The following is a 19,843-nucleotide window of genomic DNA, read 5'->3' on the forward strand; positions in this document are numbered from 1 at the left end:
GTCCTTAGCCGTAACCAGGATCTCTACAGGGCAGGCAGCGCGCATACCCCTCGCCGGCGTAGACGTAGCCCAGGCCGTCCCGGTCTTCGAGGTCCTTGCACCGCGGCATGTCGGCGGTGATGAGCTGTTCCCGCAGTCCGTCGGCCCACGCCGAGTCCCCGGGCGTGTAGTCGGTGAGGACCAGGCCCGGCACCTCGGCCGGGGCGCGGCGGCCCGTTCTGCGGCGCAGCCTGCGCGCCCGGGACGCCCTCACTGGTCCATCCCGTCGTCCCCCGCCGCCGGCGTTCCCAGCAGGGCGGTCAGCGCGCCCACCGGGTCATGGCTGATCAGCCGCAGCCGCTGCGCCTGCACCTGGCTGCGGAAGTCCTCCCGCTGCCGCCACCGGCGGACCGTGGACGGATCCACACCCAGCGCACGGCCCGTGATTGTGGAAGTTCCACCAAGAGCGAGGAGGACGGCGGCGCGCTCACGGGGCGGCACCCGCCGATCGAGGGGGAGTTTCCGGGGCGCGTCACCGTGCGCATTCACGTCTGCCATGGCATCGAGTTTACGTGTCTACCTGCATGTTTACTGACGGTCTGCACGAAAAATCGCGTGCACACATCAAAACTCATGCATGGGAACATTCACGTATCACTGAGACGCACACGAGCATGCATTGTCGTAACACGACAACAACACGATGGCGCCCGGCCCTCCCCGCCGGAAGACCGGGCGCCACCCAACCCACAACCGCTCAGCGGCCCGACGCCTCCCGCACCGCAGCCAGCACCGCATCCCGGCCCTGGGCCGCCGACACACCCCCGAACGGGCGATGCGTCTCCTTCACAAACGGATGCCGCGGATACGTGGCCTTCACCTCGCCGGCCAGCAGCGTCAGCAACACGCCGGTGACATCGGTGAGAGGCCACAACACCCCGTCAACCCGGACGGACCCATCGAGGTTCACCCCGGTCGCCTCCCCGTCGACACTCCGCAGCCCCCGCCTGCCCAACTCCACACCCACACCCCGCACCGCCTGATCGTGCGCGTCCAGCGCCGCCAGCGCCTTACCCAGCGCCGCAGCCGCCGCCGTGGCCGCCTTCACGGCCGCCTCCCTCGTCCTCACGACCTCCTTCATCTGCGGGGCCATCTCCTTCACCGCATCCCTGCCTGCGGCCGCACGCCGGTCCCGCTCCGCCTGCTGCGCCTGCCAGCCCTCCCGCAACACCTTGACCTTCGTCGTCGCGAAGTCCGCCGCACGGACAGCGTCCTGATGGGTGTCGTACGCGCTCCGGCTGGCACGGTTGGATGCATAGGCCCGCTCAGCCTCCTTCAGCGCACCGGCCGCCGCCTCGGCCTCCGACTCGGCCTGCCGCATCTGCTCTTCACTGATCAGTACTGCCATGCCCGTTACTCCTTGATCGACTCTGCTGGTAACCGGGAGGGCACACGTCCACCCGGAAGTCCTACACACGGCCCCCCATCCGCCCGGCGGGCCCCGCTCCCCATCCGACCGCCGCTGCCGCCTCAACGACTCCCGCTCACCCCGCGTCAGACCACCCCAGACGCCATGCAGGCCCGGCCTGGCCAGGGCAAACGCCCGGCACTGCGCCAGATAACGGCACCCCGCACACAACTCCCGCGCCGCCAGAGGCCGCACACCCTCAACGAAGTACGCCTCCGGATCCGCACGACACAACGCCTCCGAGCCCACAACCAACGTGAACCCCCCTTCACCCGCACGCGCACGATCCGGACAACCCCGGCCACGCACCCCACTCACAGCCCGCTCCCACCCGCCACAGCCTCACGCAGCAGACCCAGCCGGCGGGACACCAACTCATCCGCCACCGCCCGCTGCTCAGCACTCAGATGCAGCTCATCGAGGACACCGTCCAACAGATCCGCCATGAGGCCCCCGATCCGCTCAGCCAGCACCGAATCCCGCTCCAGCCGAACCGCAGCCAGCCCGAACGCGCCCGTCACCGCAGATCACCCAACGCGAGCCCGAGCACCTCGTACACCACCCGCGACCCGCCCCCGACGATGGTCAGCCGCCACGCGTCCGCGTCCTGACGCTCGAACGCCCGCTGGCCGCCCGCACTCCACACCAAGGCCCCCAACTCGGCCGTATCCCGCTCCTCGGGCCGACCGCGCTCCAGCCAGTCCGCCGCTGTTTCGAAGCTGTCCATCAGCTCACGCTCCTCAGATGCCGGGCCGCCGCCTTACGTGCCGCCTCCGCCTCAACACCAGAAACACCCGCCGCCTCCAACGCGGCGTTGATCGCGGACACCACCGCATCCGCCTGCCGCTCCGTCACCGCGACAAGCCGCTCGTCGATGTTCAGGCGGGCAATCGCCGCCAGAACGTTCACAGCCCTGTCCATGGCCCGCTCGTACAGCACGACTTCGCTGCGCAACTGCTCAGTACCGTTCCCGCCCGGATAGCGGATGCTGTCCAACTGGTTCACCAACCCGGCAGTCGCCCGCTGCCACGCCAACACCTCGCCGGCCAGCTTCAAAAGCGCCTCCAGCGGATCCGCGACCGGCCCCACACTCAGCTCAGCCAGCACCCGCCGCGCCTCCGCCTCCGCCTTCTGACGGCCCGCAGAAACCGCCTGATTCGGCGTACACCCCCCGTGCAACTTGCAGCGCCCGACCCCCGCGTGATCCGTCCCCCACCCGGCCGGCTGCGTGCACGTGCCCTCGCCCTGCTTCTTCTTCCCGCCACAGCGGGGCACGCCATGACGATCGGCATCCGGCGACAAGGCCATGACGATCTCCTTCCTTCCCTCGGTCAGCTACTGCGCCCACACGGCCGACAGCCGCTCCCACAGCAGGTCCTGGCGGCCCCACACCGGGTCGAAGATGTCGACCTGCCACGCGGCCTTCAGGGCCTCCACAGCGTCCGGGCAGTCGTCGCCGTACATGTCGTCGATGCTGCCGTCGTCCATGCCGCCACCGACCCATGTGAAGGCCTCCCCGTCGTCGGTCGTCACGGGGATCTGGGTCGGGTTGCTGGAGCCGGGCGGGGTGACGATGGCGACCAGGTCTGTGAGGAGCACTGCGGCGCCGATGCGGTCTGCGACGTCCTCGGTGCAGAAGCCGCTGACTGCGGCCCGCTGTGCGTCGCCGCCGGGGTAGGTGAGTCCGGGTTGGGAGAAGTCGGTGACGTAGCCGTTGCGGTTGGCCTCGGCGAGATGCGGCACGAGGGATGTCGTCTCCTCGTCGGGGCCATCCGCGTAGTAGCCGGGCAGGTGGGTGATGCGGCCCTCGAGCCACTGGGCGGTGAGCTCGCCGAGGTCCTCGAGGGTGTGGGCGGTACGCCAGAGTTCGGTGCCGGCTGGGGTGCGGGAGTCGGGCATGGGGTTCCTTCCGTTCGGGTGGAACGAGGATGCACCGGCCGGTGTAGCGGCTGCGGCCTGGCGGCGCAGCTTCGCCGCGTGACGCTGGCCGAGGCCTGCGGCCCGGGCCGCGGCGAGTTCTGCCCGCTGCTGGCGCCTGCGCTCGCCCTCGGCCCGTACCTTCGCGATGCGGGCGGCGATGGCCTGCTCCACGGCCGAGGTCGACGGCTCGGTCATGACGACCCCCCTTCGGTGCGGTAGGTCATGACGCTCCCTTCGTGGATGCTGGAGGGGTGGCCGGCCCGATACCCGCGGGCCGGCCGTTTCGCGTGCGGGTCAGAACAGGCCGTGCTGCTCGCCGGAGCCGCCACCGCCGGAAGACAGTGCAGGCGCCGGAGCATCTGGCCGATCGGCGACGGGGAGGTCCGCGTCGCACCAGTACGAGCGGTAGATCGTGGAACCGCGTACGACCTCCACCTTCCACACCACCGTCTCGGTGCAGAACGGCACCTTGGCGCGCGCCCGGTCCATCACGCTGTTGCACGTGGCCTGTCGGGCAAGCCCCTCGTTCGCCGGCCAACCGGTGTCGCGGCGCCCAGCCTTGACCTTCTCCTTGCGGCGCGCCCGCCCCGGCTCCGGGCGTTCCCACCGCCAGGTCGTGATCGGGCTGGTGCAGTCGGGGCAGCAGGCGAGACGGTGGTCAGGGTCGGCGTACGACGTCGACTCACCGCAGGCGATGCAGGGCCCACGCTGCAGGCCGGTCATCTGCTGCGCGCACGAGGCGGTGGTGAGGCGCAGCCTGCGGCCGTGCTGCCTGATGTCCTGCGGGGTGATACCGCGCTCCTCGGCGAGGGCGTGCAGGGTGGTCGTGGGGATGCCGTTCGGGTCGGTGATGGTCTCGGTCAGGAACGCCTCGACGGCGTCTCGGGTGACGGTCACGGGCTTCTCCTCCGGGATGATGTCGGGGTGGGCCGCCCTGACAGCAACAGGGCGGCCCGTGCTCGTCTCGGTCACGCCGCGGCCGGGAACTCGCGCACCCGCAGATCCGCCGGCCAGTCCTCCGGTGTCCCGCCCTTCTTGTCCTCGACCTCGTTCGCGCGCGCCCACACCGCGCCGAGCTGCTTCACGAACACGGCCGCATCCGCGTCACGGCATCGGTCCATCACGTCCCGGACCCAGTCCGGTTCGAGCGGGCGGGCATCCTCCTTCCGCTTGCTGGACTCGCCGCCGAGGATCACCCAGTTGATGTCGGTCACGTCGAGGGTGGAGAGCGGGCCGAGGAGCGGTTCGGCGGAGATGAACCGGACGGCGGCCGGGGCCTGGCGCAGCGCGTCGGCACGGCGGGTGTAGTCGTCGCTCTCGATGCTCGTCCCGAGCCACACGTTCGGCAGCGGCTCGGTCAGCCCGAGGTCGGCGTGCACCTTGGCGAGGACCCGGGCGACCCTCTCCGGGCGCTTGGTGAGCACCTGGTAGGTGTGCCGGGGCGTGCCCTGCATGGTGCGCCAGATCTTGGCCACGAACTTGACGGGCACCCGGGCGGCGAACACGTCGGACATCGAGTTGACGAAGATCTTGCGCGGCTTGCGCCAGTGCTTCGGCTGGTCGAGACGGGCGTCGAGGAGGTTGATGTTGCCGGTCCAGTCGAGGCGGCCGTCATCGGTCTTGGTGACGGTCCCGGCAAACGCTTCGGCCACCTTGGGGTTGTTGTGGTGCATGCGCATCCACGCTTCGGGGATGGCGTAGCAGTTGTCACAGCCGGGGCTGACCTTGGTGCAGCCGAGGGTGATGTTCCAGGTCTCGTCGGTCCATTGGATGTCGGTCACGGTGGTTCTCCTTCGTTGGCCGGCCGCCGGGCGACGGCCGGAGTCTGGGGTCAGTCGGTGGTCTCGCCGTCCGGCTGCTCGTCGTTGGCCGGGACGTCGTCCTCGTCGAGGCCGTCGGCGCCGTACGGGCCGAAGGGTCCGGACTGGCCCGGGCCGGTAGCGCCGAGCACGGGCGCGCCCTTCGTACGGTGCGGGGTGCGGATCATGCGGACTCCGTTCGTGCGTCGCTGCGCTGCTGCTCGTGGCGGGTCCGGCGGCATTCGGCCCGGCTGATCCAGGGCGTCATATCGACCATGAGGCGGCTCAGTTGGCGGGTTGCTGCGTCTGGAAGTGGTTGGTGACCGCGCGCAGGTTCCGCGGGATCCGCACTGCGGGCCCACCGTCGGGCCTGGCCATGTCCACGAACCGGGAGTAGTGCAGCTGACTCGCTACGGTCACCGTGGTCAGCTGCCCATTCCGGTGCTTCGCGACAATCAGGTCAGCCTCACCGGCCCGTACCGACTCGCGGTCGTACGCGTCTTCCCGATGGACCAGGATCACGAGGTCGGCGTCCTGCTCCAGCGACCCGGACTCACGCAGGTCGGCCAGCATCGGCTTCTTGTCGGCGCGCTGCTCCGGGCCACGGTTCAGCTGCGCCAGCACCACGACCGGAACCTGTAGCTCCTTGGCGAGGAGCTTGATCCCGCGGCTCAGCTCCGACACTTCCTGCTGCCGGTTCTCGTGCCGCCTCGAGGTGCCTGAGCCCAGCAGTTGCAGGTAGTCGATGACCACCAGCTCGAGGCCCGTGCGCTGCTGCAGGCGCCGGCACTTGGCCTTGATGGCTGCGAGGGTCTGGCCGTGAGTGTCGTCGATGAACAGCGGCGCAGCGGAGACGTCGGGCAGGTGGCGGGCGATCTGAGTCCAGTCGTCATCGGAGAGGTCACCGGACCGCAGATGGTGGAGCGCGACCTTCGCCTCGGCGGACAGCGCCCGGTCCAGCAGCTCGTTCCGGCTCATCTCCAGCGAGAAGAACGCCGAGGGACGGCTGTGACGGATCGAGCAGGCCCGAACGAAGTCGAGGGCGAGCGTGGACTTACCCATCGCCGGGCGGGCGGCAACGATGACCATTTGGCCCGGATGCAGGCCGTTGGTGAGAGCGTCGAGGTCGGTGAAGCCGGTCGGAACGCCCGTGATCTCGCCGCCATTACGGCGCGCCTCGAGGGCGTCGAGGTACTCCTCCATACGGTCGCCGATGAACGCGCCCTGGGCTTCCTCGCGGGCGAGGAGCGCCCTTTCCACGGCCGCCCCGACGCGCTCCTTGACGTCGCCGATGTCGCCCTGCGCCTGGTAGCCGAGCTCTGTGATCTGCACGCCGGCCGAACCGATCCGGCGGAACTCCGCGAGGGTGGCGATGATCTCGGCGTAGTACTCGGCGTTCGCGGCCGTCGGCACCTGCTGTACGAGGTGGTGAAGGTAGGAAGCGCCGCCGATGCGCTCGAGGTCGCCAGTCCGGCCGAGTTCCGCGGCGAGCGTGATGGGGTCGACGGGCTCACCGCGCCCGTACATGTCGAGGACCGTGTTGTAGATCGTCTGGTGGGGAGGGAAGTAGAAGTCCGCGGCGGAACGGAGGATGTCGGCGGCGTCGCCGATGGCGTCGTTGGACAGCATCAGGGAGCCGAGTACGGACTGTTCAGCGGTCCGGTCGTTCGGGGGTACCCGCTCGAACTCGGTCTGGGGTTCGGTCATGAGGCGTTGCTCCGTCGTACGTCGGGGTGGCAGTCAGGGCACAGGGCGCCGTCGAGCATCCGAAGGTTGGGGTTGAACTCGGCGCCGGGGTGGTTGTCGCCGCAAGCGCCGCACCAAGGCGGCAGGGAGGCTGAGGGCGCAGTGCGCTGCGCACGCCAGTTGGCGGCGTGCTCGACGAGGTCGTCCTTGGTGACGGTCTTCCACCAGCCGATGCCGCGGATCTGGTGCTTGTCTTGCAGCCAGCTGATGAAGGTCTCTCTCTCGTCATCGGCCACGACGCCGGCGTCACGGACGACGCGCTCAGCGAGAGAGAGGGACTCACGGGACTGAGAGGGACTCTTGGGGTCACGTGGTGACCCGTTTCTGTTCACCACGTGACCCGTTTTCGGGTCACTAGATGACCCGTTTTCGGAAAAGGGGTCATGACGTGACCCGTTCTCGGAGCCAGAAGGGGTCACGACGTGACCCGTTTCTGCATGAGGGATGCACAGCCGATACTTCGTTCGGCGTCCGGCGCCTCCCCCGGTCTCCCGGCCGATCCAGCCGTTCGACTCCAAGACGTTGAGGTGCTTCACGATCGCGCCGCGGGACAACCCCGTTGATTCCTCCAACACGCCCTTCGCTGGCTGGAAGCGGTCCGGGATGATGCCGGTCTCGATATTTGCCCAGGTGGCGATGGTCAGCGCCAGGTGGCGCGATGGCGGCGGCAGGTCGCTGCGCCGGATCGCACGCTCGTATTCGAGCCGACCCGGCGTCGACCGTGCGCCGTTGCCATCGTGCTGAGTCACTCGCTGAAGTCCTTACTGGTGCAGTCGCGGTCGAAGCGGTGCGCGAACTCCCACGGCATCCAGCCGTTGGCAGCAAGACGTCGGAGTTCGGCACGGGCCTCGGCGAGGGTCAGGCCGTAGCGCTCGGCAATCCGCGGGGCCCAGCGGCCGTACGAGGGCGCGGGCCGCGGCCGACCGGCGTCGTGCACCAGACGGAGACAGCCCGCGCGGCGGGTCACTCCCTCGCTCCCGCCTGCTTGACGAGGTACGGGAGCCTGCCGCGCGGAGTGAGATCAACCGGCGGGACGGTAGGCGCTTTGCCCCTGCGGTCTGGCATTCTGGTCAAGACGACTCCTTCAGGTCAGACACGAGCCCCGGTTCCAGCCGCCAAGCAGGCCGGGGTTCTGTCGTGAACGGGGTTGTGCACCCGGACGGCGGCGCTGGAGTCGTCGTCGTCCGGGGCGTTCATGGGTGGCGCGGGTCGTCGAGGAGCCGGTGCGCCTCCGCCCAGGACCTCGTGAGATCCCCGCAGGCCGCCGTGGTCAGCTCGTCGAAGTAGGCGCGCCGACGGCGAGAGGTCTTCGTGAAGGACACGGCCATCTCCTCGGACTCGGCCACGAACTCGCCGAGCTCCTTCAGCGAGGTGCGCTCCGGCACGTAGGCATCGAGCGGGAACAACCCCACCTGCTCCCCCAGGAGCGTCGCGTACTGGCGTTCACGCTCCCGGCGGATCTCGTCCGCTGTCCGCGGGTCCGCGGGGTCCTCGCCGAGTTCCGGTTCGTAGGGCGGAAACCCGGCCTGAACGAGCTCTCGCCAGGTCCCGAAATCCGTCACGGCGTGACGGATTTGAGAGGCGTACGGATAGGCGCGGGCGCACCGTAGACGCCGCTGAATCTCGCCCTCGGACAGCAGCGGTTTGCCGCCGGGCGTCTCGCCCGCGCTGGCGATCAAGTTCTCTGCCGCGCCGTGCCGCAGTGACTTGCCCGACCCGGTCATGAGGTGCGGGTCGCGCAGGATGGCGTGCCCCCAGCGCCAGCGGTCTTCGATGCTGGCGGACTCGGAGCGGGCGATCTTCTGGTTGAGCCTTCGGACGGGTCCGGATACTTTCATCGGGACGGAGTTCCTTTGTTGTGGGGGCCCTGGCGCCGTGTGGAGCGCCGGGGTCTTCGTCGTGTAGAGATGCGGGCAGCGGGGCCGTCTCAGACGCCTCGGAGGGGGTGCGCCACGGCCGAACCCTCAACCCTGCAACCGCATTGGGTATGCGATGTGACCGCACCTGAGCTGGGGTTATGTGGCCCTGATTCACAGTGCGGATCGCTCCGGGAGCCTGAGGGAGCGGGAGGGGCATCGGGCGCGTAGAGCAAGGTGACCAAGTCCCGCGTTGGGATCTTGATCTTCCGGCCGAGCGTGAGCACTCGGGTCGCCGTCCACTCACCGCGCCGAATCTGCGCGTAGATCGTGTCTTTGTTGACGAGGAGGATCGACGCCACCGTCGGAACGTCCATGACCGGACCGCGCGCCTCGATCGCCTCGCGGGTCCAGGCCGTCATGACGCGTCCCGAAGCGTGCGGATCGCGGACACATAACGGTCGAGCATCGCGCCCTGCGGGGTACGGGTGCCGGCCTCCCAGTGACTGACGGCCTGGCGGGTGACCCCGATTGCCTCGGCGAGTTCCCCCTGCGAGAGGCCCGCCGCCTTACGAATCGCTCGTCGCTCTGCGGGGGACGGGAGGTCCTGGCGCAGGCGCAGACGAGCACGAACGCGAAGCGCTGTGGCTGTCATGTGGCCAGCTTGGCAGACCTGGCCACATATGGTCAACCACGTCAGCTGACATGGTGCACCACGTCTGCCGGGCTGGTGTGTTGACCTACTGTTGCGCTTGCTGCGATGCTCACCAGGTGACGAAACCCGAGACTCCCACGCCCTCCGACAATCCGGACGAGGTCCACATCAGCGCCTTTGCTGACCCCGATGCGGCCGCCCAGCAGGCCGAGGGTGCGGTCGTGGCCACGTTCGAGTGTCGTCCCACATCAGGCGAGTGGCTGGCCAAGGGTGAGATTGCGCGCGGCTCACAGGGATTGGTCATCTCCCGCGTCGAGCTGCAGGCCCACAACCCTGCCGGCAGCGGGATCACTGGCAGCCTGCTGCGTCGCATCCAAGTTGGCGACGTCCTGCACGTTGCGCGAGCTGTCACCGCCCGGGCCGCGCAGTCAACGAGGGCGCCGGCGCCGGAGTACCCGCTTTGGCAGCCGAGGAGCAGCGGCCGCGGCGCGCTCAGTGATGAACTCCTTCGGGGCGTCGCCGTCGCCTACCTCGCCGAGACCGCGCCAGGCCGTCCGGCGGGGGCAGTGAAGCGGATGGCTCAGGAGTTCGACCGGCCGGAAGAGACGGTGCGGTCCTGGGTTGCGCGTGCCCGCAAGGCGGGATGGCTCGGCCCGAGCGTCAAGGGCCGTGCCGGCGCCGAGCCCGGCCCGCTCCTTCGCGATCTGACACCGGAGGAGTTCGGCCGCATCTTCCCGGAGGGCTACGACAAGCCGCCGGAGAGCCTTGCCGAACTCGCTGCCGGTTTCCCCGCGATGTCGCAGGAACGCCAGCGAGCCGCCTCCGTCGCGTGGTTCACCCCTGAGCGCCAAGGCGAACACAACCGCCAGACGCTGGAGTGGGAGCGGCGTGAGCAGGAGCGACAGGCGGAGACCCAGGACGAGGTCAGGGACGACGATGAGGAGAAGGAGTGAGGCCGTACAAGGCGTGTTCGTGCCGGGACCCGGAGACCAAACGGCTGCTCGGCAAGAAGTGCCCCGACCTCAGCAAGAAGGGGCATGGCGGCTGGTACGCCCGCTACGAGGCGCCGAAGTCCGCGGACGGGAAGCGCCGGCAGCCACGTATCGGCCCCTTCGACACTGAGAAGGCGTGCAAGGAGGCGCTTGCGAAGGCGCTCGGCACGGCCGTGAACCCGAAGGCGCACGACGAGCGGAAGACCACGCTCGGCCAGTACCTCGAGCGCCGGTACACGTGGCGGACGTCGGAGGCCGAGACCGGCGAGGGGTTGAAGAAGTCGACGCTGGACGCTGAGCGCGAGGCCATCGACCTCTACCTGAGCCCGGGCCTTGGCCACATCAAGGTCGTCGAGCTGGACGATGAGCACATCCGTGAGCTGTACGCGGCGATGCGGAAGATCAACCGGCCCGACGAGCAGGCGGAGCGTACGGAGATCCTGCGCCGCCTGCAGGAAGTGCGCGCAACCCGCCACGGCAGGCGGCTCCACAGCCGTCCCATCTCCGAGTCGCGTATCCGCCGCGTGCACGCCGTCCTGCACGGCGCCCTCGCGGACGCACAGAAGCTGTCGAAGATCCGGACGGACAACCCGGCTGACGGGGTGTGGCGGTCGAAGGGCGGGAAGCGGAAGCAGGGCCGCGCGAAGCCCCTGCTGTGGACCGCGGAGCGCGTCGCCGCGTGGGAGAAGACCGGCGCCGTTCCGGGCAAGGTGATGGTGTGGACGACCGATCAGTGCGGGAACTTCCTAGACTTCGCGGAGGCGTCCGGCGAGCGGCTCTACCCGGCGTTCCATCTGGACGCCTACTACGGGCCCCGGCGTGGTGAGCTGGTCGGCGCCGAGGAGAAAGACCTCAGCCTCGAACGGAAGCGGCTGCATGTCCTGCAGGCGCAGGCCGATGACGAGCTGGACGACACCAAGACCGATGCCGGGTACCGGCAGATCCCTCTCGACGACGAGACTGTGCGCGTCCTGAAGGCATGGCACAAGCGGAAGCTGGAGGAGCGTCTCCAGTGGGGCGAGGCGTACAGGGACGCGGGACGGGTCTTCTCGTACGAGGACGGGACCGCGCTGAAGGCGGAGTACCTGTCATCCCGCTTCCGGATCCTGCTGGAACGGCACGCCAACATCCGTGCCAAGGGCAAGGAGGGTTGGCCGGCCGAGCGGATTGCACGGAGGTTCCGCACGACCGAGGCCGCCGTCGAGGTGGCCTTGCGCCTGGTCCTCCCGCCCATCCGCTTCCACGACCTCCGGCACGGCGCGGCCACGATGCTGATCGCTGCTGGCGTCGACGACAAGTTCGTCTCGGAGGTGCTCGGTCACGCGTCGGTGGCCTTCACCAAGGACGTGTACGCGGTGGTCGCCGAGGAGCTGGCGGAGGATGCCACGCGCCGGATCGCGGCCTTCATTCCGCGCCAGAATCGCCTTTCGGCGGTTGGTGCCAGCAACGTGCCATCTGGGGGCTGAAAATGGCTCTGAATGCGACTCAGGGAGCCCAGCCTTGTAGGGCCGAACTCCCTGGTCAGCGGGCGGAGGCGGAGGGATTTGAACCCTCGATGGGCTTTAAGGCCCAAACCGCATTAGCAGTGCGGCGCCATAGACCGGACTAGGCGACGCCTCCAGCACAGCCGCCCGCGCGAGCGCGAGTGGTGCGTGCAGATGATGACACAGTCGAGCGCGCTGTCACCAATCGGCTCCTACGGTACTAGGCAGGCGGGCCGCAGAGCAAAGCCCTTCCCGGTCGCGCCGGGCCCCCGCCGCCGGTGGGAACGGGCGCGCAACGTCCTGGTGGGTGGGACGTTAGTCAGGTCATGTCGCTCGCCCGGTACCTGGTCGTCGCCGCCACCGCCGCCGTCTCCGCCACCGTCGGGCCGGTCTCCGCCCACGCCCACGCCGACGCCGTGCCTCCCGCCCACGCCACCGCCCGCAACCACACGCACACGCACACCGTGCCTTCCCCTCTCCTCGCCGCCGGCGCCATGCGTCCCGTCCCCGCTCCGCCGCCCGTGCGGAGCGGGGACGGGGGCGGCGGCGGTGATCACCTCACGGTCACGGTCCGGCACGCCGGCCGCGGTGCCGATGGGACGTACGAGCTCCTGTGCCACCCCGGGGGCGGCAGCCATCCGGACGCCGACGGTGCGTGTGCGGCGCTCGATCGGCGCACGACGTGGGGGAAGGACACCTTCGCTCCCGTGCCCGACGGAAGTGTCTGCACCATGCAGTACGGCGGGCCCGCCACCGCGCGTGTCACCGGGAGCTGGGCCGGGCGGCCCGTCGACGCCTCGTACGACCGCAGCGACGGCTGTGAGATCGGGCGTTGGGACCGGCTCGTACCGCTCCTGCCCGACCTGCGGCCACACGAGCGGGCGTAGCGGGCATGGCGGACGTAGCGCCTGTCGCGGGTATAGCGGCCATGGCGCCCGCCCACGGCAGTCATGACCCGTCCAAGCGGTCGCGGCGGACGCGGCGGACGCGGCCTGGAGTCAAGGGCGGGCAAGGCCCGCAGGCCAAGGGATGCGGTCACACGTTCTACTTCACTTCCTCGTGCGACCTCCCTCTCATCCGCCGCCGTGAGCACAATCGGTGCCCGTAGACTCCCTCGCGTGACACGTCGCGGGCCGGTTGGCAAGATGGCCCGAGCGGTCGGCAAGGTGCGGTAACAGGGAGGAAGCGTCTCGTGAGCAGCAGGCCATCCCGAGGCGCTGCTCGCCTCGCAGCCATACTGGACGCGCTGCCCGACGCGTTGGTGCTGGTCAATGCCAACGGGACCGTCGTCAACGCGAACACCATCGCCCTCGAGGCCTTCGAAGCGCCCGGGACCGCACTCGTCGGCCGGGGACTGCTCGACCTGCTGCCGCAGTTCGACTCCAAGCTCATCCCCGGTTCCATGCGGCGGCCGGACCACATGGACCCCGCGGGGCGGACCAAGCCGACCCGGATGATCGCGCGGCGGACCGACGGGGCGGAGTTCCCCGTCGAGGTCACCAGCGCCAATCTCGAGAACGGCCAGCAGGCCTACGACGGTTACGGCTACAGCGGTGACGAGCTGCTGATGCTCGTCGTACGGGACCTGACCGGGACCGTCGACACCGAGGCGGAGCTGGCGCGTTCGCAGCGGCAGACGGAGATGATCCTGCGGGCCGCGTCCGAGGGTGTCGTGGGCACGGACACCGACGGGCGGATCGTGCTCGTCAACCCGGCCGCCGCGCAGATCCTCGGGTACCGGGCGAGCGACCTGGGCGGCAAGGAGCTGCACGACCTGGTGCTGCACTCGCGCGCCGACGGCTCCCCCTTCCCGTACGCCGAGTCGCCGCTCGCCGACACCCTGCGCTCCGGGCGCAAGCACCGGGTGCGCGGGCAGGTGCTGTACGCCAAGGGCGGCGAGAAGGTCTCCGTCGACCTGACCACCGCACCCGTGCGCGACGGCGACCAGCTCGTCGGCGCCGTGATGACCTTCAACGACCGGCGGCCCTACGACGCGCTCGCCGACGAGAAGGCCGAGCTGGAGAAGCGGCACGCCGAGGAGCTGGAGCGGATCGAGGAGGAGCACGCCTCCGAGCTCACCGCACTGCGCCAGAAGCACGTGGGCGAGATCGAGGAGCTGCAGGAGCAGCACGGCGAGGAACTCGCCGCGGGCGAGGAGCGCTACGCCGCCCTCGGCGAGCGGGAGAAGGACCGCTACGAGGCGCTCGCCGCGCGCCACGACCAGCTGCTGACGCTGCTGGGACGGTCGCTGCGCGGCCCGCTGGACGAGCTGCGGCGCGAGCTGGCCGCGCTCGCCGCCGACGACGCCGGGCAGCTGTGGCCCGAGGCCAACCAGGTGCTGCACCATCTGTCGGCCGGCTACTCGCGGATCACCACCCTCATCGACAACGTCCTCGGCTACCAGCTGATCGACGCCGGGAGCGAGCAGATCACCCGCGTGAAGGTGATGCTCGACGCCGTCGTCGCGGCCGGTGTCGACGGGGCCGTCGAGCTGATCGGCCCGGGCCGGGTGCAGTTCGCCGTGCACGCGCCGCCCATCGAGGCCGAGGTCGACCCGCCGCGCCTCGCGAGCGCGCTGGCCCATCTGATCGCGGACGTCGCGGGCGTCGACGCGACCGGCAACGCACCCGTGTCGGCCGGCGGTTACATGGACAACACCGTGGTGGTGGCGGCCGCGCAGCGCGGTGAGGTGGTGCGGATCGAGGTGCGCGGGCCGTACGCCGGGGGAGACCCGGTGCACGAGCCGATCGTGCGCGGGATCGTGCGCGCCCACGGCGGTGTGCTGCAGACCCACGAGGTGCCGGGCATGAGCGGCAACGCCTATGTGCTGGAGGTGCCCATCGGCGGCGGGGCGGGTGCCGTGACCGCCGAGGTCCCGGCGCAGGCCTCGGACGCGGGTGACGGCGCTTCCGACCCGGCCTCCGGCGGACGGCGGCGCGCGCGGCGCCCCTCCGTCGACGCCTTCCTCGGCGGCGAGAACCCGGCGGAGTCCGGGGAGACGGCCGAGGCCGGGGACACGGGGGCGGCCGCGCCGACCGGGCGGCGGCGCAGGCGTGCCGTCGAGGAGTCGGAGGCGGCCGCGGCCTCGTCCGCGGGCGAGCTGGAGGTGGCCGGTGGCACCGGGCGGCGGCGCGGGCGGCCGGCCGAGGGTGCCGCCGAGGGCGCCGTCGTCATGGCGGGTGAGAACTCCGCGGGGACCGCGGCGGCCGGTACGGGTCTGGGCGGCACGGTGCCGCCGCAGGGCGTGCCCGCGCCGGGCGGCCGGCGGGCGCGGCACGGCGGCGGTGCGCAGAACGCCCTGCCCGCGGCGCTGCCCGCGCCCGCCGCCCCCGGCCCGCCCGGCGAGCAGCCGGCGCTCGCCGAGAAGGCCGAGCCGACCGGGCGCCGGCGCCGTGCTCTGGCCGCCGCGCAGGACCGCGCCGCCGCGCAGGAGGCGGCGCCCCGGTCCGTGTTCGCGCTGCCGCCGGCCGAGGCGGACCGCCCTTCCGGGGGTGTGGCGGCGCAGGCTCCGGTTCCGGCGCAGGCCCAGCCGCAGATTCCGGGGCAGGCGGCTCCCGTCGCGGCGCAGGTGCCGGGTCAGGGTGGCCACGACTCCTCCGCCGACGCCCTGGCCGACGACGGCCGGCACGACGCCGTACCGCACGACGAGTCCGGCGACCACACTCCGCCGCAGCCGCATCCGACGAGCGCGCCGACGGGGCGCCGACGCCGTGCGGTGGCGCAGCCCGCGGCGGCGCAAGGGGCCGGCGGTCAGGTCCCCGGTCACGGCCAGGCCCCCGGTCACGGTCAGGTCCCCGGGCACGGTCAGGCCCCCGGGCACGGTCAGGCCCCCGGGCACGGTCAGGCCCCCGGGCACGGTCAGGTCCCCGGTCACGGTCAGGTCCCCGGGCAGGGGGTGCCGGTCCAGCAGGCGGCGCCCGTTGCCGCGCAGGCGCCCCCCGCCCAGCCGGCCCCGGCTCCGCAGGCTCCCGCCCAGGTGCCCGCCGGCCAGCCACTGCCCGCGCCGGGTGCTCCCGCCCACGGGACGGCCGCCGGACCGCTTCCCGTCGAGGCGGCCCCCGGTCAGCCCACGCCCGCGCCGCAGCAGCAGCCCGGGCAGGCGCCGGCCACCCCGCTCCCGCCGGAGGCTCCCGCGGCGCGGGCGCAGACGCCGGTCCAGGGGCAGCCGCAGCCCGCTCAGCCGCTGCCCGCCGAGGCAGCGGCCGCCCCCGCGGCACCGGGCGCTCCGGTCGACCCGAACTCCACGCAGGGACGGGCGATCAGCGTCCGCACGCTGGGGCAGGGCGTGCCCTTCACCCGGCAGGCCGCCCAGGTGCAGCAGCCGGCGTCCGCCACGCCCGCGCCGCACAACCCGGCCGGTGGCGGCCGGCGCCGCAAGCTCGGTACGCGGACCGGTCCCGCCGCCGCGGAGCAGGCGGCCCGGGCGCACCCGCCGGCCGAGCAGACGCCCGCGCCGGCGCAGGCCGCGCCGCAGCCCCAGCCGTCGCTCGCCGGCCAGTCGCGGCTCGCGCAGGGGCCCGAGGCCGCCGGGCGGTCGTACGCCATAGGGGCCCCGGCCGAGAACGCCGTGGAGGGGCCCGAGCCGCTGGACGGGCCCGGTGGGGCCGTGGAGATCGCGGATCCGCCGCGGCCGCAGCCGATGGACGACGAACTGCCGCCGGAGCCGCTGGACAACCCGCGCCGGCTGCTGGTGTGGCCCGCGCCGGACGTGACGACCCAGCAGGCGCTGAGCGACCGCGGCTACCGGCCCGTGATCGTGCACTCGCGCGAGGAGGTCGACGCGCAGATCGCGGCCTTCCCCGCCGCGCTGTTCGTGGACCCGCTGACCGGGCCGATCACCCGGACCGCGCTGCAGTCGCTGCGCCAGGCGGCGGTGGCCGCCGAGGTGCCGGTCATGGTGACCGCGGGGCTCGGGCAGGCGACGCGCGAGGCGGCGTACGGCGCCGATCCGGCGGTGCTGCTGAAGGCGCTCGCGCCGCGGGACAGCGAGCAGCACCCGCCGCGCGTGCTGCTGGTCGAGGAGCACGCGGAGATCGCGCTGGCGCTGACCGCGACGCTGGAGCGGCGCGGGATGCAGGTGGCGCGGGCCGCGAGCGACGCGGACGCGGTGGCGCTGGCGGGGCAGTTCAGGCCCAACCTGGTGGTGATGGACCTGATGCAGGTGCACCGGCGCCAGGCCGGGATCATCGACTGGCTGCGCGCGAACGGGCAGCTCAACCGCACCCCGCTCGTCGTCTACACCGCCGCCGTCGACCAGGCCGACCTGCCGCGGCTGGCCTCCGGCGAGACGGTGCTCTTCCTCGCGGAGCGCTCCACCAGTGCCGAGGTGCAGAGCCGGATCGTCGACCTGCTGTCGCGGATCGGCACCAACTGACGCGTGCCGCGGATCGGCACCGGCCGACGCGGTGTCCGCGCCGGCCGGTGCCGTCCCGTCGGAGCCTCAGAGCCTGGTGACGTCCAGGTCTCCCTCGGCGTAGCGCCGGCGCAGGACCTTCTTGTCGAACTTGCCGACGCTGGTCTTCGGCACCGACTCGATGATCGTCCAGCGTTCCGGGAGCTGCCACTTGGCGATCTTGCAGACGTCGCTCGCGAGGAAGGCGCGCAGGGACTCGAAGTCGGCGGTGGAGCCCTCCTTCAGCACGACGGTGGCCAGCGGGCGCTCGCCCCACTTCTCGTCCGGTACGGCGACCACGGCGGCCTCGGCGACGTCCGGGTGGGACATCAGCGCGTTCTCCAGGTCCACCGAGGAGATCCACTCGCCGCCGGACTTGATGACGTCCTTGGCGCGGTCGGTGAGGGTGAGGAAGCCTTCGGGGTCGATGGTCCCGACGTCGCCCGTCTTCAGCCAGCCGTCCTCGCTGAACTTGTCGGCGGGGCGCAGGGGCTCGGCGTCGGGGCCGTTGTAGTACGCGCCCGCGATCCAGTTGCCGCGCACCTCCAGCTCGCCCGCGGACTCGCCGTCCCAGGGCAGGCGCTCGCCACCGGGGCCGCTGAGGCGGGCCTCGACGCCGGCCGGGAAACGGCCCTGGGTCAGGCGGTAGGCGAACTCCGCCTCGGTGCCGACCGCGTGGGCCGGCGGGCGGGCGACCGTGCCGAGCGGGGAGGTCTCCGTCATGCCCCAGGCGTGGCAGACCCGCATGCCCAGGTTGTCGAAGGCCTCCATCAGGGAGGGCGGGCAGGCCGAGCCGCCGATGGTGACCTGGGTGAGGGAGGAGACGTCGCGCGGCTTGGCGGTCAGCTCGGCGAGCAGGCCCTGCCAGATGGTGGGTACGGCGGCCGCGTGGGTCGGGCGCTCGGACTCGATCATCTCGGCGAGCGGCGCGGGCTGCAGGAAGCGGTCCGGCATCAGCAGGTTGACGCCGGTCATGAAGGTGGCGTGCGGCAGGCCCCAGGCGTTGACGTGGAACTGCGGGACCACGACGAGGGAGGTGTCCTGGTCGGTCAGGCCCATCGACTGCGCCATGTTGACCTGCATGGAGTGCAGGTAGATCGAGCGGTGGCTGTAGACCACGCCCTTGGGGTCGCCGGTGGTGCCGGAGGTGTAGCACATGGCGGCGGCCTGGCGTTCGTCCAGCTCCGGCCAGTCGTAGCCGGTGGGCTTTCCGGCGATGAGGTCCTCGTACTCGTGCACCCGGGCGCGGGCGCCGTCGAGGAGGGAGCGGTCGCCGGGGCCGGTGACGACGATGTGCTCGATCGTCGGCAGCCGCGGCAGCAGCGGGGCGAGCAGCGGCAGCAGCGAGCCGTTGACGATGACGACCTTGTCGGCCGCGTGGTTGACGATGAACGTCAGCTGTTCGGGGGGCAGCCGGAGGTTGAGCGTGTGCAGCACCGCGCCCATGCAGGGGATGGCGAAGTAGGCCTCGACGTGCTCGGCGTTGTTCCAGGCGAGGGTCGCGACCCGGTCGGAGTCCTGGACCTGGAGGTCCTCGCGCAGGGCGTGCGCGAGCTGGGCCGCCCTGGCCCCGATCTCGGCGAAGGAGCGGCGGTGCGGCTCGCCCTCGCCGGTCCAGGTGGTCACCTGCGATGTCCCGTGGACCGTGGACCCGTGGGTCAGGATCCTCGAGATCAGCAGCGGTACGTCCTGCATCGTGCTCAGCACGGTGTCCTCCCGGGGCGACATTGCCTACGCGGCGGTAAGGGTTGCGCTGATTCTGCGCACATACCGCGTGGTATGTCACTAGGGTCCGGGTGATCGATCACAACGTGCCGGGTCCCAATAGCCACCAGGTCGGCCCCTCACGGCCCACCAGGTCGGCGCATTACCGCACAAGTCCCAGTTCAGGATCCTCCCGCAGCTTGCCCAGCGCACGTGACACCGCCGACTTCACCGTGCCCACGGACACACCGAGCACTTCCGCCGTCTGGACCTCGCTGAGGTCCTCGTAGTACCTGAGGACCACCATGGCCCGCTGCCGGGCGGGCAGCTTCATGATCGCCCGCCACATCGCGTCGCGCAGTGCCTGCTGCTCGGCCGGGTCGTCCGCACCGCGCACCGGCTCCGGCTCCGGGAGCTCCTCGCAGACGAACTCGTCGACCCTGCGCTTGCGCCACTGCGAGGTGCGGGTGTTCAGCAGGGCCCGGCGCACATAGCCGTCGAGCGCGCGGTGGTCCTCGATGCGCTCCCAGGCGACGTACGTCTTGGTGAGCGCGGTCTGCAGCAGGTCCTCCGCGTCGCTCGGGTTCGCGGTGAGCGAGCGGGCGGTGCGCAGCAGCACCGGCTGCCGGGCCCGCACGTACGACGCGAACGACGGGTACACGGGGGCCCCCGCGCCCGGGCCGAGCCGAGCGGCGGGGCGGGTCTGCGTCGCCGGCGTGGCGGCGTCCGGAGCGCTGGTGCAGACGGGTGTGGTCATGGCTCCACGCTAGGAGCGAGGACACCTCGGGCGGATCGGCCGCAGGTCCCGAAGCCGGGTCCGCCTCAGGTTGTAGGGGTGGAGGTGGCCC

Annotated in this window: 21 protein-coding genes, 1 tRNA gene and 1 pseudogene; 4 read left to right on the forward strand and 19 right to left on the reverse strand. The window is 71.3% G+C overall.

The annotated features are described in order from the left end of the window. Positions 1 to 4: 4 nt before the first annotated feature. From ACJ9NR_RS19660 to ACJ9NR_RS19735, 16 genes and pseudogenes are all read right to left on the reverse strand, one after another. Positions 5 to 253, reverse strand: coding sequence for a hypothetical protein (locus ACJ9NR_RS19660; RefSeq protein WP_412493878.1), 249 nt, complete (start codon positions 251 to 253; stop codon positions 5 to 7). Continuing rightward, positions 250 to 537, reverse strand: a complete 288-nt coding sequence (locus ACJ9NR_RS19665) for a hypothetical protein (protein WP_412493879.1) — start codon at positions 535 to 537, stop codon at positions 250 to 252. Before ACJ9NR_RS19665 ends, ACJ9NR_RS19660 begins: the two co-directional genes overlap by 4 nt. 199 nt (positions 538 to 736) lie before the next feature. Continuing rightward, a complete protein-coding gene (locus ACJ9NR_RS19670) occupies positions 737 to 1,387 on the reverse strand; it encodes a hypothetical protein (RefSeq protein WP_412494112.1) in 651 nt (216 codons plus the stop codon). A gap of 135 nt (positions 1,388 to 1,522) precedes the next feature. Then, positions 1,523 to 1,765 (reverse strand): annotated as a pseudogene (locus ACJ9NR_RS19675) (WhiB family transcriptional regulator); the annotation flags it as partial. Then, positions 1,762 to 1,968 (reverse strand): hypothetical protein, encoded by a 207-nt coding sequence (locus ACJ9NR_RS19680; RefSeq protein ID WP_412493880.1) that lies wholly within the window; start codon positions 1,966 to 1,968, stop codon positions 1,762 to 1,764. The gene ACJ9NR_RS19680 and the pseudogene ACJ9NR_RS19675, both read right to left, overlap by 4 nt. After that, on the reverse strand, positions 1,965 to 2,174 hold the full coding sequence (locus ACJ9NR_RS19685; protein ID WP_412493881.1) for a hypothetical protein: 210 nt from the start codon (positions 2,172 to 2,174) through the stop codon (positions 1,965 to 1,967). Before ACJ9NR_RS19685 ends, ACJ9NR_RS19680 begins: the two co-directional genes overlap by 4 nt. Continuing rightward, a complete protein-coding gene (locus tag ACJ9NR_RS19690) occupies positions 2,174 to 2,755 on the reverse strand; it encodes a hypothetical protein (RefSeq protein WP_412493882.1) in 582 nt (193 codons plus the stop codon). The genes ACJ9NR_RS19685 and ACJ9NR_RS19690 overlap by 1 nt, the downstream gene beginning before the upstream one ends. Positions 2,756 to 2,782: 27 nt before the next feature. Further along, on the reverse strand, positions 2,783 to 3,562 hold the full coding sequence (locus ACJ9NR_RS19695) for a DUF6919 domain-containing protein (RefSeq protein ID WP_412493883.1): 780 nt from the start codon (positions 3,560 to 3,562) through the stop codon (positions 2,783 to 2,785). 99 nt (positions 3,563 to 3,661) lie between these two features. Beyond that, a complete protein-coding gene (locus tag ACJ9NR_RS19700; RefSeq protein ID WP_412493884.1) occupies positions 3,662 to 4,264 on the reverse strand; it encodes a hypothetical protein in 603 nt (200 codons plus the stop codon). Between the two features lie 71 nt (positions 4,265 to 4,335). Then, positions 4,336 to 5,148, reverse strand: a complete 813-nt coding sequence (locus ACJ9NR_RS19705; RefSeq protein ID WP_412493885.1) for a DUF5131 family protein — start codon at positions 5,146 to 5,148, stop codon at positions 4,336 to 4,338. 50 nt (positions 5,149 to 5,198) lie between these two features. Next, positions 5,199 to 5,354 carry a hypothetical protein gene (locus ACJ9NR_RS19710; protein WP_412493886.1) on the reverse strand — a complete coding sequence of 52 codons (156 nt, stop codon included), beginning with the start codon at positions 5,352 to 5,354 and terminating at the stop codon, positions 5,199 to 5,201. 97 nt (positions 5,355 to 5,451) lie between these two features. Then, the gene (gene dnaB, locus ACJ9NR_RS19715) at positions 5,452 to 6,873 is read right to left on the reverse strand and encodes a replicative DNA helicase (protein ID WP_412493887.1); all 1,422 of its coding nucleotides are present in this window, start codon (positions 6,871 to 6,873) and stop codon (positions 5,452 to 5,454) included. Then, complete coding sequence (locus ACJ9NR_RS19720; protein ID WP_412493888.1) at positions 6,870 to 7,661, reverse strand: hypothetical protein; 792 nt, start codon at positions 7,659 to 7,661, stop codon at positions 6,870 to 6,872. Before ACJ9NR_RS19720 ends, dnaB begins: the two co-directional genes overlap by 4 nt. Then, complete coding sequence (locus ACJ9NR_RS19725; RefSeq protein WP_412493890.1) at positions 7,658 to 7,879, reverse strand: hypothetical protein; 222 nt, start codon at positions 7,877 to 7,879, stop codon at positions 7,658 to 7,660. The genes ACJ9NR_RS19720 and ACJ9NR_RS19725 overlap by 4 nt, the downstream gene beginning before the upstream one ends. Positions 7,880 to 8,105: 226 nt before the next feature. Next, on the reverse strand, positions 8,106 to 8,750 hold the full coding sequence (locus tag ACJ9NR_RS19730) for a hypothetical protein (RefSeq protein WP_412493891.1): 645 nt from the start codon (positions 8,748 to 8,750) through the stop codon (positions 8,106 to 8,108). A gap of 436 nt (positions 8,751 to 9,186) precedes the next feature. Next, positions 9,187 to 9,423, reverse strand: coding sequence for a helix-turn-helix transcriptional regulator (locus tag ACJ9NR_RS19735; protein WP_412493892.1), 237 nt, complete (start codon positions 9,421 to 9,423; stop codon positions 9,187 to 9,189). 116 nt (positions 9,424 to 9,539) lie between these two features. Here ACJ9NR_RS19735 and ACJ9NR_RS19740 point away from each other — a divergent pair, with 116 nt between their 5' ends. Together ACJ9NR_RS19740 and ACJ9NR_RS19745 are read left to right on the forward strand one after the other, a co-directional pair. After that, positions 9,540 to 10,376: a hypothetical protein gene (locus ACJ9NR_RS19740; protein WP_412493893.1), complete on the forward strand. Its 837-nt coding sequence runs from the start codon at positions 9,540 to 9,542 to the stop codon at positions 10,374 to 10,376. Continuing rightward, positions 10,373 to 11,881 (forward strand): tyrosine-type recombinase/integrase, encoded by a 1,509-nt coding sequence (locus ACJ9NR_RS19745; RefSeq protein ID WP_412493894.1) that lies wholly within the window; start codon positions 10,373 to 10,375, stop codon positions 11,879 to 11,881. Before ACJ9NR_RS19740 ends, ACJ9NR_RS19745 begins: the two co-directional genes overlap by 4 nt. Before the next feature lie 63 nt (positions 11,882 to 11,944). Here the strand turns inward: ACJ9NR_RS19745 and ACJ9NR_RS19750 are convergent. Then, a tRNA-Ser gene (locus ACJ9NR_RS19750) sits at positions 11,945 to 12,035 on the reverse strand. Positions 12,036 to 12,393: 358 nt separating this feature from the next. Between ACJ9NR_RS19750 and ACJ9NR_RS19755 the strand changes: the two genes are divergently transcribed. After that, on the forward strand, positions 12,394 to 12,786 hold the full coding sequence (locus ACJ9NR_RS19755) for an SSI family serine proteinase inhibitor (RefSeq protein WP_412494100.1): 393 nt from the start codon (positions 12,394 to 12,396) through the stop codon (positions 12,784 to 12,786). Between the two features lie 305 nt (positions 12,787 to 13,091). Further along, positions 13,092 to 17,273: a PAS domain-containing protein gene (locus ACJ9NR_RS19760; protein ID WP_412493895.1), complete on the forward strand. Its 4,182-nt coding sequence runs from the start codon at positions 13,092 to 13,094 to the stop codon at positions 17,271 to 17,273. 66 nt (positions 17,274 to 17,339) lie between these two features. Here ACJ9NR_RS19760 and ACJ9NR_RS19765 read toward each other — a convergent pair whose 3' ends face one another. Together ACJ9NR_RS19765 and ACJ9NR_RS19770 are read right to left on the reverse strand one after the other, a co-directional pair. Then, a complete protein-coding gene (locus tag ACJ9NR_RS19765; protein ID WP_412493896.1) occupies positions 17,340 to 19,019 on the reverse strand; it encodes a long-chain fatty acid--CoA ligase in 1,680 nt (559 codons plus the stop codon). A 139-nt stretch (positions 19,020 to 19,158) separates the two neighbouring features. Then, positions 19,159 to 19,752, reverse strand: a complete 594-nt coding sequence (locus tag ACJ9NR_RS19770; RefSeq protein WP_412493897.1) for a SigE family RNA polymerase sigma factor — start codon at positions 19,750 to 19,752, stop codon at positions 19,159 to 19,161. Between the last annotated feature and the right edge of the window lie 91 nt (positions 19,753 to 19,843).

The organism is Streptomyces sediminimaris (assembly GCF_047049295.1).
Lineage (GTDB): Bacteria > Actinomycetota > Actinomycetes > Streptomycetales > Streptomycetaceae > Streptomyces > Streptomyces sediminimaris.